Annotated in this window: 16 protein-coding genes and 5 tRNA genes; all 21 read left to right on the top strand. The window is 32.7% G+C overall.

The features are described from left to right. Positions 1-5 precede the first annotated feature (5 nt). The 21 genes from KKQ79_RS08850 to rpoB all read left to right on the top strand — a co-directional run bounded on the left by KKQ79_RS08850 (position 6) and on the right by rpoB (position 16541). Positions 6-1757 (top strand): ABC transporter ATP-binding protein, encoded by a 1752-nt coding sequence (locus KKQ79_RS08850; RefSeq protein ID WP_213189804.1) that lies wholly within the window; start codon positions 6-8, stop codon positions 1755-1757. A gap of 70 nt (positions 1758-1827) precedes the next feature. Next, positions 1828-2025 (top strand): 30S ribosomal protein S21, encoded by a 198-nt coding sequence (rpsU, locus tag KKQ79_RS08845; protein WP_069799585.1) that lies wholly within the window; start codon positions 1828-1830, stop codon positions 2023-2025. 85 nt (positions 2026-2110) lie between these two features. Continuing rightward, complete coding sequence (locus tag KKQ79_RS08840; RefSeq protein ID WP_213189803.1) at positions 2111-2995, top strand: phage lytic cycle repressor MrpR family protein; 885 nt, start codon at positions 2111-2113, stop codon at positions 2993-2995. A 34-nt stretch (positions 2996-3029) separates the two neighbouring features. After that, positions 3030-3320: an HPF/RaiA family ribosome-associated protein gene (locus KKQ79_RS08835; protein ID WP_069799581.1), complete on the top strand. Its 291-nt coding sequence runs from the start codon at positions 3030-3032 to the stop codon at positions 3318-3320. Positions 3321-3427: 107 nt separating this feature from the next. Further along, positions 3428-3501, top strand: a tRNA-Thr gene (locus KKQ79_RS08830). A gap of 21 nt (positions 3502-3522) precedes the next feature. Then, a tRNA-Tyr gene (locus KKQ79_RS08825) sits at positions 3523-3605 on the top strand. 85 nt (positions 3606-3690) lie between these two features. Then, positions 3691-3763: transfer RNA gene (locus tag KKQ79_RS08820), tRNA-Gly, on the top strand. 49 nt (positions 3764-3812) lie between these two features. Next, positions 3813-3884: transfer RNA gene (locus tag KKQ79_RS08815), tRNA-Thr, on the top strand. 212 nt (positions 3885-4096) lie between these two features. Beyond that, positions 4097-5284 (top strand): elongation factor Tu, encoded by a 1188-nt coding sequence (gene tuf / locus KKQ79_RS08810; protein ID WP_069799579.1) that lies wholly within the window; start codon positions 4097-4099, stop codon positions 5282-5284. A gap of 53 nt (positions 5285-5337) precedes the next feature. Continuing rightward, positions 5338-5408: transfer RNA gene (locus KKQ79_RS08805), tRNA-Trp, on the top strand. A gap of 12 nt (positions 5409-5420) precedes the next feature. Beyond that, a complete protein-coding gene (gene secE, locus KKQ79_RS08800; RefSeq protein WP_069799577.1) occupies positions 5421-5627 on the top strand; it encodes a preprotein translocase subunit SecE in 207 nt (68 codons plus the stop codon). A 10-nt stretch (positions 5628-5637) separates the two neighbouring features. After that, positions 5638-6180, top strand: a complete 543-nt coding sequence (gene nusG / locus KKQ79_RS08795) for a transcription termination/antitermination protein NusG (protein ID WP_213189802.1) — start codon at positions 5638-5640, stop codon at positions 6178-6180. Between the two features lie 147 nt (positions 6181-6327). Next, positions 6328-7599, top strand: a complete 1272-nt coding sequence (locus KKQ79_RS08790) for a Y-family DNA polymerase (protein ID WP_213189801.1) — start codon at positions 6328-6330, stop codon at positions 7597-7599. A 430-nt stretch (positions 7600-8029) separates the two neighbouring features. Beyond that, positions 8030-8707, top strand: coding sequence for a hypothetical protein (locus KKQ79_RS08785; protein ID WP_213189800.1), 678 nt, complete (start codon positions 8030-8032; stop codon positions 8705-8707). Between the two features lie 21 nt (positions 8708-8728). Then, positions 8729-9313: a hypothetical protein gene (locus KKQ79_RS08780; RefSeq protein WP_213189799.1), complete on the top strand. Its 585-nt coding sequence runs from the start codon at positions 8729-8731 to the stop codon at positions 9311-9313. Further along, positions 9294-9938 (top strand): YiiX/YebB-like N1pC/P60 family cysteine hydrolase, encoded by a 645-nt coding sequence (locus KKQ79_RS08775; protein ID WP_213189798.1) that lies wholly within the window; start codon positions 9294-9296, stop codon positions 9936-9938. The genes KKQ79_RS08780 and KKQ79_RS08775 overlap by 20 nt, the downstream gene beginning before the upstream one ends. Positions 9939-10289: 351 nt before the next feature. Next, the gene (gene rplK / locus KKQ79_RS08770) at positions 10290-10733 is read left to right on the top strand and encodes a 50S ribosomal protein L11 (protein WP_069799571.1); all 444 of its coding nucleotides are present in this window, start codon (positions 10290-10292) and stop codon (positions 10731-10733) included. An 11-nt stretch (positions 10734-10744) separates the two neighbouring features. Next, positions 10745-11437 (top strand): 50S ribosomal protein L1, encoded by a 693-nt coding sequence (gene rplA / locus KKQ79_RS08765; protein WP_069799569.1) that lies wholly within the window; start codon positions 10745-10747, stop codon positions 11435-11437. Positions 11438-11450: 13 nt separating this feature from the next. Next, on the top strand, positions 11451-12011 hold the full coding sequence (gene rplJ, locus KKQ79_RS08760) for a 50S ribosomal protein L10 (RefSeq protein ID WP_213189797.1): 561 nt from the start codon (positions 11451-11453) through the stop codon (positions 12009-12011). A 66-nt stretch (positions 12012-12077) separates the two neighbouring features. Next, positions 12078-12446, top strand: coding sequence for a 50S ribosomal protein L7/L12 (gene rplL, locus KKQ79_RS08755; RefSeq protein WP_104794381.1), 369 nt, complete (start codon positions 12078-12080; stop codon positions 12444-12446). A 267-nt stretch (positions 12447-12713) separates the two neighbouring features. Further along, on the top strand, positions 12714-16541 hold the full coding sequence (rpoB, locus tag KKQ79_RS08750) for a DNA-directed RNA polymerase subunit beta (protein WP_213189796.1): 3828 nt from the start codon (positions 12714-12716) through the stop codon (positions 16539-16541). Positions 16542-16559: the final 18 nt, after the last annotated feature.

The following is a 16559-nucleotide window of genomic DNA, read 5'->3' as shown; positions in this document are numbered from 1 at the left end:
AAATTATGAACAAAAAACCAACCACCAGCAATATCATTCAGCGTCTTTTTTTCATAGGAATGAAATTTAGAACGTGGTTTATTTTAGCCCTAATTATTTCTATTATTTTAGCGATAGTTTCGGTGTATAGACCTATTCTTACTCAGCAAATTGTAGATATTGATATCTTGAAACTGAAAGACAATAGCGTCTTGATGAAAGATATTTATTTCTTAATTGGTTTGGTAGTAGCAGAAACTATTTTGAATTTCTTTCTTGTTTTTCTTTCTAATTATATCGCTCAAAATGTAATTAGAGACATTAGAGAAAGACTGTATCATAAACTAATCTATTTCAAAACATCTTTTTTTGATAAAACTGCTATCGGAAATTTGGTGACCAGAGCAGTAGGAGATGTAGAGACCATTGCTACGGTTTATACGGATGGATTCTTGATGGTTTTCGGAGATATTTTGAAAGTGGTTTTCGTTTTGGTAGCGATGTTTCAGGTAAATACCGAGCTAAGTTATATTTCGCTTACCATTTTACCTATCATGTTGTTGATTACAAGGTTTTTCCAGAAAAAATTAAGAAAAGCATTTGGTGACGAAAGAGCTTGGACTTCTACTCAAAACAGTTTCGTGCAAGAAAGACTTTCGGGAATGTCACTCATTCAAGTTTTTAATAGACAAGAAGCAGAATTTAAGAAATTTGATGATATTAATGTCAATTTAAAGGCAGCTTTACTGAAAACGGTTTTCTATTTTTCATTGTTTTTTCCTGTGGTGGAACTGATTTCTTCTGTTTTCATTGGACTGATTCTTTTTGTGGCAGGATATAATGCATTGACGGCGAGAGATATTTCTCCGGGACAAGTGATTGCGTTTATTTCTTATATTAATATGTTGATTCGTCCGCTTCGTCAGATTGCAGATAGATTTAATAATATTCAGCGTGGTTTGGTAGGTGCAGAAAGAGTTTTAGGAATTATGGACGAAGAAAACTCAATGCCGAATCTCGGAACCATCAAAAAAGATCATATCGAAGGAAAAATAGAATTCCAAAATGTGAGATTTTCTTATGATGAAAAGCAAGAAGTTCTGAAAGGAGTCGATTTCAAAGTGAATCCGGGCGAAACAGTGGCGATAGTTGGAGCAACAGGTGCTGGGAAATCTACCATTATTCAGTTGATTACAAGATTTTATGATATTAACTCAGGTAAAATTTTACTGGATGATATTGATATCAGAGATTATGAGTTGTACGATTTGCGAAGCAAAGTAGGTGTAGTTCTACAAGATGTTTTCCTTTTTCATGGGAGTATTTATGAAAATCTTACTTTGGGGGACACTATTCCGCTTGAAAAAATTAAAAAAGTTGCTCAAGATATTGAAGTAGATGAATTTATTGAGCGATTACCGGGAGGTTATGACTTTGTTGTAAGCGAGAGAGGAAGTAGTATTTCTCTTGGTCAGCGACAGTTGTTATCTTTCTTAAGAGCTTATCTTTCTGATCCTAAGATTTTGATTTTAGACGAAGCAACTTCTTCTATAGACCCAGAAAGTGAAAAATTGATACAGAAAGCTACTGAGAAAATTACTCAAAACAGAACTTCAATTATCATTGCGCATAGATTGTCAACCATAGAAAAAGCCGATAAAATTCTCGTGATGGATTCTGGTAAATTAGTAGAAGAAGGCAAACACGAAGAGTTGCTTGCGAAAAATGGATATTATGCAAATCTGTATAAAGCACAACTTCACAAAGAAATTTTTTAATTTTTGTAATTAAATTTTGTGGAGTTTAAAAATTTTTATACTTTTGCAACCACAAAATGAGATGTAATATATGTTAATAATTCCAGTAAAAGACGGAGAGTCTATCGACAGAGCACTTAAGAAGTATAAAAGAAAATTTGATAAAACTGGTGTTGTAAGAGCGTTAAGATCTAGACAACAGTTCACAAAACCTTCTGTGACTTTAAGACAATCAAAACTTAAAGCAGCTCATAAGCAAAGAGAATTAAGCAAAGAAGAACAAGCTTAATTAGTTTTTCTTTAAAAAATATCGAAATCACTTTTCAAATTCTTATATTTGAGAAGTGATTTTTGTTTTATATACCTATTAATTCATGATTAACAAGTTTCTAGATTATATTTCAGTAGAGAAGCGCTATTCTCAGAATACGCTGGTGAGTTATAAAAAAGATTTAGAAGACTTGCTACTGTTCATTTCGGAAACAGAAGGAACGGAAGATTTAAAAAAGGTAGATAAAAAAATCATTCGTAATTTCATCGTCTCACTTTCTCAGAAAAAAATCCAAAAAAGAAGCATTAACCGTAAACTTTCTAGCTTAAGGAGTTTTTATTTATATCTTCTGAAAATAGGTGAAATTCAAGTCTCTCCTTTAGAAACGATACCTTCTCTTAAATTTTATGCCGAAAAACAAATTCCTATTTCTGAAGAGGAGATGGAAAATTTAGGAGAGATTTTAGAAAGTGAATCAGAGAATTCTTTAGAAAAGCTTATTATAGAAACGCTTTACCAAACTGGAATGAGAAAATCGGAACTCTGCAATATATTATTAGAGCAAGTAGATTTTTCAAAATCTGAAATCTTTGTCAAAGGGAAAGGAAATAAGCAAAGAGTAGTTCCTGTTTCTGAAAATCTACTAAAAAGGATGCAGGAATATGTAGCAATTAGAAAGCCTAATGAAGATTCTGGTATTTATTTTTTCGTTCGTGAAAATGGAAAAAAACTATCCGAAAAATTTGTGTATTCAGTGGTAAATCGCTACCTTAGTCTTATAACTTTAAAGAAAAAAAAGAGCCCACATATTTTAAGGCATAGCTTTGCTACTCATGTTTTGAATAATGGCGCGGAAATTTCTAAAGTTAAAAAAATATTAGGTCATTCTAGTTTAGCTTCTACACAAGTTTACACGAATGGCAATATAGAGCAATTAAAAAGAGTGTTTAATCAGGCTCATCCCAGAGCCTATAAAAAAGAAGATTAGTTTTTCTTTTTTAATTAAAAAAAATGTTAGCGTTATGAAAATTACAGTACAATCAATCGGTTTAACACCACATGCACCACTAGAAGAGTATTTAGACAAAAAATTAAATAAGTTAGAAACCTTTTATGATAAAATTATCGAGTGCGAAGTTTTCTTAAAAGTAGAGAATTCTTCTGAAAAAGAAAATAAGACTGCTGAGATTAGATTACATGTTCCAGGTGATGATATTGTGGTAAAGAAGACAAGTGCTAGTTTTGAAGAAAGTTTAGACCAGTGTTATGATACTGCTAAGAAACTGTTAATCAAGAAAAAAGAAATGGCATAGAAAAATAATTAAAAATTTTTTAAAAAATATTTGTGGATTTCAAAAAAACTGTATTATATTTGCACTCGCAAAAAGGGAATAACAGTTCTTTTGAAATCTCAAATTTTGCCTCCATAGCTCAGTTGGCCAGAGCACGTGATTTGTAATCTCGGGGTCGTGGGTTCGAATCCCTCTGGAGGCTCATAATTTATAAAAAACAAGCGGGGAGATTCCAGAGTGGCCAAATGGATCAGACTGTAACTCTGCTGTCTTACGACTTCGCAGGTTCGAATCCTGCTCTCCCCACTTTTTTATAAATTTAATTTGCAGGTTTAGAAAAATTTTATAAATTTGCACACCGTTTACCAACAATAATTTGTAAACACAAATTGCGGAAGTAGCTCAGTTGGTAGAGCGTCAGCCTTCCAAGCTGAATGTCGCGGGTTCGACCCCCGTCTTCCGCTCTAAAAAAAATCACATTCCAAATAAGCGGTATGTGATTTTTTTTTCCAAGCCGACTTAGCTCAGGGGTAGAGCGCTTCCTTGGTAAGGAAGAGGTCGTGAGTTCAAATCTCATAGTTGGCTCAAAATAAAAGTCTCTCAAAATATTTTGAGAGACTTTTTTATTTAAAATATATTCTTAAATTTGTACCCTCAAAAATAAGATAATATCATAGCGTCAAACGTATTGAAACTGAATGTTGAAATTTTTTTTAATAAAAAGATTTTGATATTCAAAAAATCACTATATTTGCGCACTGAAAATTTCAATAGTTAATAAATTAAATATTAAAATCATGGCAAAGGAAACGTTTAATCGTAACAAACCACACTTAAACATTGGTACTATTGGTCACGTTGACCATGGTAAAACTACCCTTACTGCTGCTATTACTAAAGTATTAGCTGAGAAAGGATTAGCTGAAATGAAAGACTTCTCTTCAATTGACTCTGCTCCAGAAGAAAAAGAAAGAGGTATTACTATTAATACTGCTCACGTAGAGTATGAAACTGTAAATAGACACTATGCTCACGTAGACTGTCCAGGTCACGCCGATTATGTTAAAAACATGGTTACTGGTGCTGCTCAAATGGATGGAGCTATCTTAGTAGTTGCTGCTACTGATGGTCCAATGCCACAAACTAGAGAGCACATCTTACTTTGCCGTCAGGTAAACGTACCAAGAATCGTTGTTTTCATGAACAAAGTTGACATGGTAGACGATGCTGAATTATTAGAATTAGTAGAATTAGAAGTAAGAGATTTATTATCTTCTTACGAATATGATGGTGATAACTCTCCAGTAATTCAAGGTTCTGCTCTAGGTGCACTTAACGGTGAACCAAAATGGGTTGAAACTGTAGAAGCTCTTATGGATGCTGTTGATAACTGGATTGAATTACCAGTTAGAGATCAAGATAAGCCATTCTTAATGCCAATCGAAGACGTATTCTCTATTACAGGTAGAGGTACTGTAGCAACTGGTAGAATTGAATCAGGTGTTATCAATACAGGTGATCCAGTAGACATCGTAGGTATGGGTGATGAGAAGTTAACTTCTACTATCACTGGTGTTGAGATGTTTAGAAAAATCTTAGATAGAGGTGAAGCTGGTGATAACGTAGGTCTATTATTAAGAGGTATCGAGAAAACTGATATCAAGAGAGGTATGGTAATCGCTAAGAAAGATTCTGTGAAACCACACAAGAAATTCAAAGCTGAGGTTTACGTTCTTTCTAAAGAAGAAGGTGGTAGACACACTCCATTCCACAACAAATATCGTCCTCAGTTCTATGTAAGAACTACTGACGTAACAGGTGAAATCTTCTTACCAGAAGGTGTAGAGATGGTAATGCCTGGTGATAACTTAACGATCACTGTAGAATTGTTACAACCAATCGCTCTTAACGTAGGTCTTAGATTTGCGATCAGAGAAGGTGGTAGAACAGTAGGTGCTGGTCAGGTTACTGAAATCTTAGATTAATCATCTTAAATAAATAAAGCTTCCGTAAGGAAACTTACGGAGCTTTTTTAACTACGGGCATCGTCCAATGGTAGGATACCGGTCTCCAAAACCGTTGATCAGGGTTCGAATCCTTGTGCCCGTGCAAATATAAATTATGAACTCACTTATCAATTTTTTAAAAGATTCTTATTCAGAATTTAGATATAAAGTAGAATGGCCAAAGTGGGCTGATTTACAATCTTCTACAATAGTAGTGGCTGTAGCTACTGTTATATTAGCATTGTTTACTTTCGGAGTAGATTCATTATTTAGCACAGCTATTAAAAATATATTAGCAATTTTCATAGGTTTCTTTAATTAAAAATTTTTCCATGAGCGATTTAAAATGGTATGTATTAAAAGCTATTAGTGGCCAGGAAAATAAAGTTAAGGCCTATATTGAGAGCGAAGTTAAAAGATTAAATCTTGAAGATTACGTTACTCAAGTAGTTATTCCTATGGAAAAAGTAATCCAAGTAAGAAATGGTAAAAAAGTGCCTAAAGAAAAGCCTTTTTACCCTGGTTACTTAATGGTAGAAGCTAATCTGATAGGAGAAATCCCACATATTATTAAAAATTTACCTGGTGTAATTTCTTTTTTAAGTCTTACAAAAGGTGGTGATCCTGTTCCGATGCGTAAATCTGAAGTAAACAGAATGCTTGGTAAAATGGATGAACTCTCTGAATTTGCTACAGAAATGGAAATTCCTTTCGTAGTAGGAGAAAGCGTAAAAGTAATCGATGGTCCTTTCAATGGATTCAATGGTACTGTAGAAAAAATCTTAGAAGACAAGAAGAAATTAGAAGTTTCTGTAATGATTTTCGGTAGAAAAACTCCTATGGAACTTTCTTACATGCAAGTAGAAAAATTGTAAAATTTATTATACAATATAATGAGCCACTCTAAACAGAGTGGCTTTTTTTGTGGATAAGTCTTTCTGAAAACGCCCTCTTTTGTCGTGCAATCTTTCTAATTTTACGTTCTCATTTTTAGCGTTTAATTCTTCTAAATTTCTTCTATTATGTTTGCGCTATTAGACTGTAATAATTTTTTTGTGAGTTGCGAAAGAGTTTTAGACCCTTCTTTACAGGAGGTTCCAGTGGTGGTTTTGTCTAATAATGACGGATGTGTAGTTTCTAGAAGTAACGAGGCAAAAGCTTTAGGGATTCCTATGGGAGCGCCAGTCTTTAAATATAGAGACTTATTTGAACAACATGGAGTGAAATGCTTCTCCGCTAAATTTGAATATTATAATTTCAAAAGTCAACAAGTTTCTGCGATTGCCAGTGAGTTTTCTCCCAATTTTGAAATTTACAGTATAGATGAACTATTTCTAGATTTTCATGGCTTCAAATATTTTAATTTGGAAGAGTACTCTCAAAATATCAAAGACCTTATTTTACAGAAAACAAAAATTCCCGTGAGTATAGGAATTGCGCCTACCAAAACATTGGCAAAAGTAGCCAATAGAATTGCCAAGAAATATCCAGATAAGTTTCAAGGAGTTTGCACACTTGATACTCCAGAAAAAATAGAAAAAGCACTTCAGTGGTTAGAGATTGGTGATGTTTGGGGGATTGGTAGAAGATTGGGAAACAAGATGAAAGACGCTGGCGTTTATAAAGCGGCAGATTTGCTCAAAAAACCAGAAATTTGGGTTAGAAAATTGATGGGAATTCACGGCGTGAGAATGATTAATGAATTAAAAGGAATTAAACAATTAGAATTAGAACAACCTTCCCCTAAACAATCTATTGCAACTACCAGAAGTTTTATGGAGATGATATCTGATAAAGAAATGCTGAGAGAACGCGTAGAAACCTTTGCTTTCTCTTGTGCCGAAAAGTTAAGGAAACAAAACAGTTGCTGTAAAGTAATCTCCGTATTTCTACAAACGAATAGATTTAGAAAAGATTTGCCAGAATATAAAAACGGATTTTCTGTGGTTTTGCCTAACCCAAGTAGTTCTTCCATTGTTTTGTCTAAAGCAGCAAATGCTATTTTTGAAGCCATTTATAAAGATGGTTTTTTGTATAAAAAGGCTGGTGTAATGGTATCTGATTTTGTGCCAGAAAATCAAAGACTGATTAATATTTTTGAAGAAGATGTGGAAAATAAACACCTTCCGATTATGAAAGCCATGGATTCTCTGAACAAGAAATATGGCAAAAATAAAATAAGATTGGCCTCACAAAACGGAAAGCCTACCTACGAAAGAAAATTGCTTTCGCCAGAATATGAAGAATTTCTGAAAAGCAATACTTTACCCGAAGCTAATTTTAGGTTTCATTAGAAACATCTTTTGTAGTTTTATAGTGGGAAAATAGTCACGGATTGCAAATCCGCGACATCCTTTAGATTTGCATAACAAATAAAATACTTAGTTTTAATAAAAACAACTAGATCAACGGGTTTTCTACAGCGAGTTTCACAAATTTTTGGTGACATTTTTTTATTTTTTGAATGTCCGTTTAGTGTCATAAAGCACTAAATTTTATGGTTTAGAAAAATTTGACAAAAGTAACTGATTGATTTTCAATAATATTTAATTTTTATAAATCTTCAAAATTGTTTCAAAATTACAATTATGCTTTAAAACGGACATTCAAATTTTATTTAGAAGATTTCTAAATTTTAATGTTTTTGCGATTTTTTTTTAAAAAAAAGTTGCATAGTTTTAGTTTTAGTTTTAGTTTAGTCGCACTAATTTAAAATTATATGCCATGAAAAAATTATTATTAGGAGTGATGTTATTTAGTTCATTAATTGTGAATAACTCTTGTGATTCTTCTGAAATTGTTGAAAATAAAACAATTAAAAGTTCGAATAGTAAACAAATAAAGAAACTTATGAAAAGTGCTTTTTTAATTCAGAAAGAATTGAAAAGTAATGATAAATTATTAAGTAGAATTAGAAATAATGCAAAGATTAATGGAAGAAGTGTACAATATATTGATCAAGAAACATTAGATTATATTAAAGATATAGGAGGGATAAGTGATGTTGATATAAATTTAGAACAAGTAAATTTGATTATTGCAGAGAATCTAGAAGCCAGAGAAATTGGATATGGAGATTATATTGATAATATGAATTATTCAGAAACAACAAAATCTTATTTACAAAGTTTTATTAATGAAACAGAACCTATAGAGGATTTAACAAGTCAGCCAGAATTTTTGAGTTTAACGAGCAATGATCAAAATATGTTAATAAATGTCAATGAAACAATGGATATTTACAATAATCAAATAGCACAAACTTATCGAATAGAATTTATGTCTGAAGGTTTTTGCGTTGGTTCGTCTGTAGGAAATGCAATTGGAAATGTTCTTTGCGGTCCACCATGTGGAATAGCTGGCTGGATTATTGGTGGAATATTAGGTGATGCATTGAAATAATTATTAAATAAAATTTAAAATATGAAAAAACTATTATTGTTATTAATTTTAATTAATTATGATGATGTCTATAGCCAAAAAATAAATCAAAATTTTTTTCAGTTTTCTAATCATCTTGGTTTTTCTGAATTTGAAGTAGAAAATAATTTTAAGGTTAATGCATTAAACTATACAGTTTATCTTGGGAAAGAGTTTAGTTTTGAAAAATCCGCAGTTATCATAAATGTTGGTTATGGAAATTATTTTTATGATTATAATAATTTGCATGACAAATCATCTTTTATAGATATTCCTATTGGTTATAGATTATATGTATCTAGAAACAATCCATCAAGTTTTTATTCGGGATTGGGCATTAACAATAAGATTATGGTAAATAATGAAATATATAATAGTAGCCAAAATTCTACAATAAAAGGAGATAAGGGCTATAATATGGGGTCTTATGCGGAATTTGGTTTTAATACTGAGATTAGTTCTAATTTAAAATTTTTTATTGGGCTTAACTACTATAGTGATTTATTACAATCAGGGTATACAAATAAAACAAAAATTAATAATCAAATTAATTTAACCTTAGGTTTGAATGTTTTTAAAAAGCAATAAAATATATTTTTACATAATTTTATTATTTAGTTTTTCATGTAAAAAAGAACCATTAATTGAAAAATATAAAGATGTAAGTTTAAAAGATAAAAAAGTTTATATTCTATATAGAGAAACTGATTCTAAAATGGGAAAATTTATACAACCATATAATATAAATGGTTCAAAATTTTCTCATGTTGGAGTTGGTTTTTTTTATGAAAAAAAATTTAAAGTTTTTCATGTTCTACCTAATAGTACATCTTTAAAAAATTGTTTATTAGAGCAATCTGTAAAAGAATTCTATAATCCTATTAATGATGAAATCAAATCTGGAGAAATATTAATTGTTAAAAATATGAATAATAATGATTTTGTTAAAATTCAGAATAAAATTATTAGTATGAAAAACAAAAATATTGTTTTTGATAATAATTTTTACACAATAAAAGATAATATGTATTATTGCTCAGAGTTTGTTTGTGAAATCTTAAATTCTACTAAAAAATTTAATTTTATAATAACAAAGAAAAAATTATCTGGTCTTGATTCTATTTATCTTAAAAGAGATACTTTAAAATATATTCCCGTTGATATTTTTTTAAATAGATCACCATTTGAGCTAATTAAAAAGTGGGAAAATTAATCCCGATTACTATGACATAACCAAATGAAATTTGCAAAACTTTGTGGGGTTTTCTTAGGCATATAAAACCACTGAATAATAAAGATAAAAGGAAGGAATATGCTCCCACTCTCCTAAGTTTGCAACTTCGGAGCAGATAAATATAACAATAACCAACTTTTAATAAGTTAGCTTTTTATTTTAAAGAAAAATCAAATTCTTTCTAAAAATCAGTACATTAAGTATTGCAGATTCCAAAAAAAATCTTAATTTTGCACCCACAAAAAGTAAGTTAGGAAGGTGAGATAATCTAACTTGCTGATTTATAAATGCTTCCACATTCATAAATTAAAAATTTTTAAAAATTAAAAAATGGCTAAAAAAGTCTTTAAAATGGTGAAACTCCAAGTGAAAGGTGGCGCTGCTAACCCTTCACCACCAGTTGGTCCTGCTTTAGGTTCTGCTGGGGTAAACATTATGGAGTTTTGTAAACAATTTAATGGAAGAACACAAGACAAGCCAGGGCAAGTTTTACCGGTTCTAATTACTGTTTATGAAGATAAGTCTTTCGAATTCGTAATTAAAACTCCACCAGCTGCAATCCAATTAATGGAAGCTGCTAAGGTAAAAGGAGGTTCTGGAGAACCAAACAGAGTAAAAGTAGGTTCTGTAACTTGGGAACAAGTGAAAAAAATCGCTGAAGATAAAATGGCTGATTTGAACTGCTTTACAATGGATTCTGCATTATCAATGGTTGCAGGAACTGCAAGATCTATGGGATTGAGAGTAACTGGAACTAAACCGTCTAACGCTTAAAACTTATTGAAATGGCAAAATTAACGAAAAAGCAAAAAGAAGTTGCGAGCAAAGTAGAGAAAAACAAGGTATATAACCTTGATGAAGCTTCTGCATTAGTAAAAGAATTAAACTATGCTAAGTTTGATGCTTCTGTTGACCTTGCAGTTAGATTAGGGGTAGATCCTAGAAAAGCAAACCAAATGGTAAGAGGTGTAGTATCTCTTCCTCACGGAACTGGTAAAGATGTTAAAGTATTAGCATTAGTAACTCCAGATAAAGAAGCAGAAGCTAAAGAAGCTGGTGCTGATTATGTAGGTCTTGATGAGTATTTACAAAAAATCAAAGACGGTTGGACAGATGTAGACGTAATCGTTACTATGCCTGCTGTAATGGGTAAATTAGGTCCATTAGGAAGAATTTTAGGTCCTAGAGGTTTAATGCCAAACCCTAAATCAGGTACTGTAACTATGGAAGTAGGTAAAGCTGTTGCAGAAGTAAAAGCTGGTAAAATTGATTTCAAAGTAGATAAATACGGTATTGTACACGCTGGTATTGGTAAAGTTTCTTTCTCTCCAGAACAATTGAAAGAAAACGCTGCTGAATTAATTCATACATTAATTAAGCTTAAGCCTACCGCTGCTAAAGGTACTTACGTAAAATCTATCTATCTTTCTTCTACAATGAGTCCGGGGATTGCAATTGATACTAAATCTGTTAACTAAAATCTGAAAGACAATGACAAAAGAAGAAAAAGTATTAGTAATACAAGAGATTAAAGATATGTTACAAGACGCTAAAGTAGTGTATGTAGCAAATCTTGAAGGATTGAATGCTGCTCAGACTTCAGATTTTAGAAGACAAGCATTTAAAAATAATATTAAGCTTAAAGTAGTAAAGAATACTTTATTACAAAAAGCTATGGAGCAAATTGAAGGTGTAGATTATTCAGAAATGTTCCCAACTTTCAAAGGGAATACTGCTGTAATGATTGCAGAAACTGCTAATGCTCCTGCTAAATTAATTCAAGGATTCAGAAAGAAAGAAGCTTTCCCAGCTCTTAAGTCTGCTTATTTACAAGAAACGTTCTACGTTGGAGATAACAACCTAGATACTCTTGCAAATATCAAGTCTAGAGAAGAAATGATTGGTGAAATCATCGGATTACTTCAATCTCCTATCCAAAGATTAATTTCTGCTTTACAAAATAAAGAAGAAGCAAAAGGTGCTAAAACTGAAGAAGCTGCTCCAGAAGTAGAAGCTCCTGCAGCTGAAGGTGAAGCTCCTGCTGCTGAATAATTAAACCGTCTCAATAGACACTCAAAAAAATAACATAAATCGTTCAACAATTTAAACATTAATACAATGTCAGATTTAAAAAATTTAGCTGAAACGCTAGTAAACTTAACTGTAAAAGACGTAAACGAACTTGCTGCTATCCTTAAGGATGAGTACGGAATTGAGCCTGCTGCTGCTGCTGTAGTTGTAGCTGCTGGTGGAGCTGCTGATGCTGCTGAAGAAAAAACTGAATTCGACGTAATCCTTAAATCAGCTGGTGCTTCTAAATTAGCTATCGTTAAATTAGTAAAAGATTTAACTGGTGCTGGTCTTAAAGAAGCTAAAGATATGGTAGATGGTGCTCCAACTGCTATTAAAGAAGGTGCATCTAAAGATGAAGCTGAAGCTCTTAAGAAGCAATTAGAAGAAGCTGGTGCAGAAGTAGAATTAAAATAATCTATTTACACCGTATAAGACTTAGACCTTCCCAGAATTGGGTAGGTCTATGTCTATTTTAAGAGTTAAATTGTTTTAAAATTATAACTCATTGATTTTCAATTATTTGAAAATTTTAAATTCTAAAGAAAAAATATTTTGCACTACACTGTGAAAAGATATACCAGTGTTGCAGTTAGTTAAGAGCCAAGACCTTAGTCTTTAATCTTGCTGATATTTTTCAAAATAAAGTAAAATATTTTTTAACCCAACTTTTCTTACCATTTTATGAGTAAATCAAAAGCTATCACAAGCACTCAGGAAAATCAAAGAATTAACTTTTCTTCTGCGAAAGGAAACGTTGTGACTCCGGATTTCTTAGATATCCAGTTGCAATCTTTCAAAGAGTTTTTCCAGTTAGATACACTTCCTGAGGACAGAGTGAATGAGGGTCTTTACAAGACTTTTCAAGAAAACTTTCCTATTACAGATTCTAGAAATCAATTCGTATTAGAATTTCTAGATTATTTGGTAGATTCTCCTCGTTATTCTATTGACGAATGCGTGGAAAGAGGTCTTACTTACAGTGTGCCTCTTAAAGCAAGACTTAAACTATACTGTACTGACCCGGAACATGAAGATTTCCAGACAGTAATTCAAGATGTATATTTAGGTCCAGTTCCTTACATGACTCCTTCTGGTTCATTCATCATCAATGGTGCAGAACGTGTAATTGTAACACAGTTACACAGATCTCCAGGTGTATTCTTTGGACAGACGTATCACGCAAACGGAACTAAATTATACTATTCAAGAATTATCCCTTTCAAAGGTTCTTGGATGGAATTTACTACGGATATCAATAACGTAATGTATGCGTATATTGACCGTAAAAAGAAATTACCTTTAACTACATTACTTAGAGCAATCGGTTATGAGTCTGATAAAGAAATTCTTCAGATCTTTGACCTTGCAGAAGAAGTAAAAGTATCTAAAGCGAATCTTAAAAAAGTTCAAGGTAGAACTTTAGCAGCTAGAGTATTGAATACTTGGTTCGAAGATTTCGTAGACGAAGATACAGGTGAAGTAGTTTCTATCGAAAGAAATGAAATTATCCTTGACAGAGAAACTGTTCTTGAAAAAGAACACTTAGACCTTATTTTAGATGCTGGTGTTAAGTCTATCTTAATTCACAACGAAAATAGCGGTGAATTCTCTATCATTCAAAATACATTACAAAAAGACCCTACCAACTCAGAAAAAGAAGCGGTAGAATACATTTATCGTCAGTTACGTAACGCAGATCCACCAGATGAAGAAACAGCAAGAGGAATTATTGAAAAATTATTCTTCTCTGAACAAAGATATTCATTAGGTGAAGTTGGTCGTTACAGATTGAACAAAAAACTAGGTCTTAACATCCCTACTACTACAGAAGTTCTTACTAAAGAAGATATTATCTCTATCGTAAGACACTTAATAGAGCTTGCAAACTCTAAAACTGAAGTAGATGATATCGACCACTTATCAAACAGAAGAATTAAAACTGTTGGTGAGCAATTAGCTGGTCAGTTTGGTGTAGGTCTTTCTAGAATTGCGAGAACAATTAAAGAAAGAATGAACGTAAGAGATAACGAAATCTTTACGCCGCTAGACTTAGTAAATGCAAAAACATTAACATCAGTTATCAACTCATTCTTTGGTACCAACCAGCTTTCTCAGTTCATGGACCAAACCAACCCACTATCTGAAATCACTCACAAGAGAAGACTTTCAGCTTTAGGACCTGGTGGTTTATCAAGAGAAAGAGCGGGTTTCGAGGTGCGTGACGTTCACCATACTCACTACGGAAGAATTTGCCCGATTGAAACTCCAGAAGGACCAAACATTGGTTTGATTTCTTCACTAGGATGTTATGCTAAAATCAATAATTTAGGTTTCATCGAAACTCCATATAGAAAAGTAGAAAATGGTAAAGTAGATTTCTCTGCAGCACCAATCTATTTAAATGCAGAAGATGAAGAATCTAAAATCATTGCTCAGGCAAACGTAGATTTAGCAGAAGATGGAAGTTTCAATACAGAAAGAGTTATTGCTCGTCTTGATGGTGACTATCCAGTAGTAGAGCCTAGTCAAGTAGACTTATTAGATATTGCACCTAACCAGATTGCTGGTATTTCTGCATCTTTAATTCCTTTCTTGGAGCATGATGATGCGAACCGTGCATTGATGGGATCTAACATGATGCGTCAGGCTGTTCCATTGTTAAAACCAGAAGCTCCAATTGTAGGTACAGGTTTAGAAAAACAAGTGGCTACAGATTCTAGAATCTTAATTAATGCTGAAGGAAATGGGGTAGTAGAATATGTAGATGCAGACAAAATCGTTATAAAATACGAAAGAAGCGAAGATGAGGATTTAGTACAATTCGAATCTGCTACTAAAACATATAACTTAACTAAGTTCAGAAAAACCAACCAATCTACTACCATTACTCTTAGACCAAACGTAAGAGTGGGTGATGCCGTAGTAAAAGGACAAGTGCTTTGTGATGGTTACGCTACCGAAAAAGGAGAATTAGCTATTGGTAGAAACCTTACTGTAGCCTTCATGCCTTGGAAAGGGTATAACTTCGAGGATGCGATTGTAATCAACGAGAAAGTAGTAAGAGAAGACTGGTTTACTTCTATTCACGTAGATGAGTATTCACTAGAGGTAAGAGATACCAAACTAGGTATGGAAGAACTAACTGCAGATATTCCTAACGTTTCAGAAGAGGCTACTAAAGACCTTGATGAAAACGGTATGATTAGAATTGGTGCAGAAGTGAAACCTGGTGATATCTTAATCGGTAAAATTACCCCAAAAGGTGAATCTGATCCTACTCCAGAAGAAAAACTATTGAGAGCAATCTTTGGTGACAAAGCTGGTGATGTAAAAGATGCTTCATTAAAAGCAGACTCTTCACTAAGAGGTGTTGTTATCAACAAAAAATTATTCTCAAGAAACATCAAAGACAAGAAGAAAAGAACTGAAGAGAAGTTAAAACTTGAAGAAATCGAAAACAGATACAAAGCTCAATTCGATGAATTAAGAAATACCCTTCTTGAAAAATTAAATACTCTTGTTAATGGTAAAACTTCTCAAGGTGTTAATAACGACTTAGAAGAAGAAATCATTCCAAAAGGAGCTAAGTTTACGCTAAAACTTCTTCAATCTGTAGAAGATTATGTAAACGTAAGTGGTGCAGATTGGACTGTAGATGCTGATAAAAATGATTTAATTAAACAGTTAATTCATAATTATAAAATTAAATATAATGATATTCAAGGAGTTAAAAACCGTGAGAAATATGCTATTTCTATCGGAGACGAACTTCCAGCAGGTATCATTAAACTAGCTAAAGTATACATCGCTAAAAAACGTAAATTAAACGTAGGTGATAAAATGGCAGGTCGTCACGGTAACAAAGGTATCGTGTCTAGAATTGTAAGAGAAGAAGATATGCCATTCTTAGAAGACGGAACTCCTGTAGATATCGTATTGAATCCACTAGGTGTACCTTCTCGTATGAACATCGGTCAGATTTACGAAACCGTTTTAGGATGGGCTGGTAAAAAATTAGGATTAAAATTTGCTACTCCTATCTTTGATGGTGCAAGCTTAGAACAAATCACAGAATACACCGAAAAAGCAGGTCTTCCTATCTACGGAAGTACTTATTTATATGATGGTGGTACTGGTGAGAGATTTACTCAGCCTGCTACAGTTGGGGTAATTTATATGTTGAAACTAGGACACATGGTAGATGATAAGATGCACGCACGTTCTATCGGTCCTTATTCATTAATTACTCAGCAACCATTAGGAGGTAAAGCACAATTCGGTGGACAGAGATTCGGAGAGATGGAGGTTTGGGCTCTAGAAGCATTCGGAGCGTCTAACATCTTGAGAGAAATCTTAACCGTGAAATCAGACGACGTAATCGGTAGAGCGAAAACGTATGAAGCAATCGCAAAAGGTGAGGCTATGCCAGAACCTGGTATTCCAGAATCTTTCAACGTATTGTTACACGAATTACAAGGTCTAGGTCTTGATATAAGATTGGAAGAGTAATCCTCATTTTTTTAATTT

The sequence above is a fragment of the Cloacibacterium caeni genome (assembly GCF_907163125.1).
Classification (GTDB): Bacteria; Bacteroidota; Bacteroidia; order Flavobacteriales; family Weeksellaceae; genus Cloacibacterium; species Cloacibacterium caeni_B.
The sequence above is the reverse complement of the archived record's forward strand: the minus strand, read 5'-3'. Positions and strand labels throughout refer to the sequence as shown.

Excerpts from the sequence above, each read along its gene's own strand:
- KKQ79_RS08850 (WP_213189804.1), top strand. The coding sequence starts at position 6 with ATGAACAAAAAACCAACCACCAGCAATATCATTCAGCGTCTTTTTTTC.
- rpsU (WP_069799585.1), top strand. The coding sequence starts at position 1,828 with ATGTTAATAATTCCAGTAAAAGACGGAGAGTCTATCGACAGAGCACTT.
- KKQ79_RS08840 (WP_213189803.1), top strand. The coding sequence starts at position 2,111 with ATGATTAACAAGTTTCTAGATTATATTTCAGTAGAGAAGCGCTATTCT.
- KKQ79_RS08835 (WP_069799581.1), top strand. The coding sequence starts at position 3,030 with ATGAAAATTACAGTACAATCAATCGGTTTAACACCACATGCACCACTA.
- tuf (WP_069799579.1), top strand. The coding sequence starts at position 4,097 with ATGGCAAAGGAAACGTTTAATCGTAACAAACCACACTTAAACATTGGT.
- secE (WP_069799577.1), top strand. The coding sequence starts at position 5,421 with ATGAACTCACTTATCAATTTTTTAAAAGATTCTTATTCAGAATTTAGA.
- nusG (WP_213189802.1), top strand. The coding sequence starts at position 5,638 with ATGAGCGATTTAAAATGGTATGTATTAAAAGCTATTAGTGGCCAGGAA.
- KKQ79_RS08790 (WP_213189801.1), top strand. The coding sequence starts at position 6,328 with ATGTTTGCGCTATTAGACTGTAATAATTTTTTTGTGAGTTGCGAAAGA.
- KKQ79_RS08785 (WP_213189800.1), top strand. The coding sequence starts at position 8,030 with ATGAAAAAATTATTATTAGGAGTGATGTTATTTAGTTCATTAATTGTG.
- KKQ79_RS08780 (WP_213189799.1), top strand. The coding sequence starts at position 8,729 with ATGAAAAAACTATTATTGTTATTAATTTTAATTAATTATGATGATGTC.
- KKQ79_RS08775 (WP_213189798.1), top strand. The coding sequence starts at position 9,294 with ATGTTTTTAAAAAGCAATAAAATATATTTTTACATAATTTTATTATTT.
- rplK (WP_069799571.1), top strand. The coding sequence starts at position 10,290 with ATGGCTAAAAAAGTCTTTAAAATGGTGAAACTCCAAGTGAAAGGTGGC.
- rplA (WP_069799569.1), top strand. The coding sequence starts at position 10,745 with ATGGCAAAATTAACGAAAAAGCAAAAAGAAGTTGCGAGCAAAGTAGAG.
- rplJ (WP_213189797.1), top strand. The coding sequence starts at position 11,451 with ATGACAAAAGAAGAAAAAGTATTAGTAATACAAGAGATTAAAGATATG.
- rplL (WP_104794381.1), top strand. The coding sequence starts at position 12,078 with ATGTCAGATTTAAAAAATTTAGCTGAAACGCTAGTAAACTTAACTGTA.
- rpoB (WP_213189796.1), top strand. The coding sequence starts at position 12,714 with ATGAGTAAATCAAAAGCTATCACAAGCACTCAGGAAAATCAAAGAATT.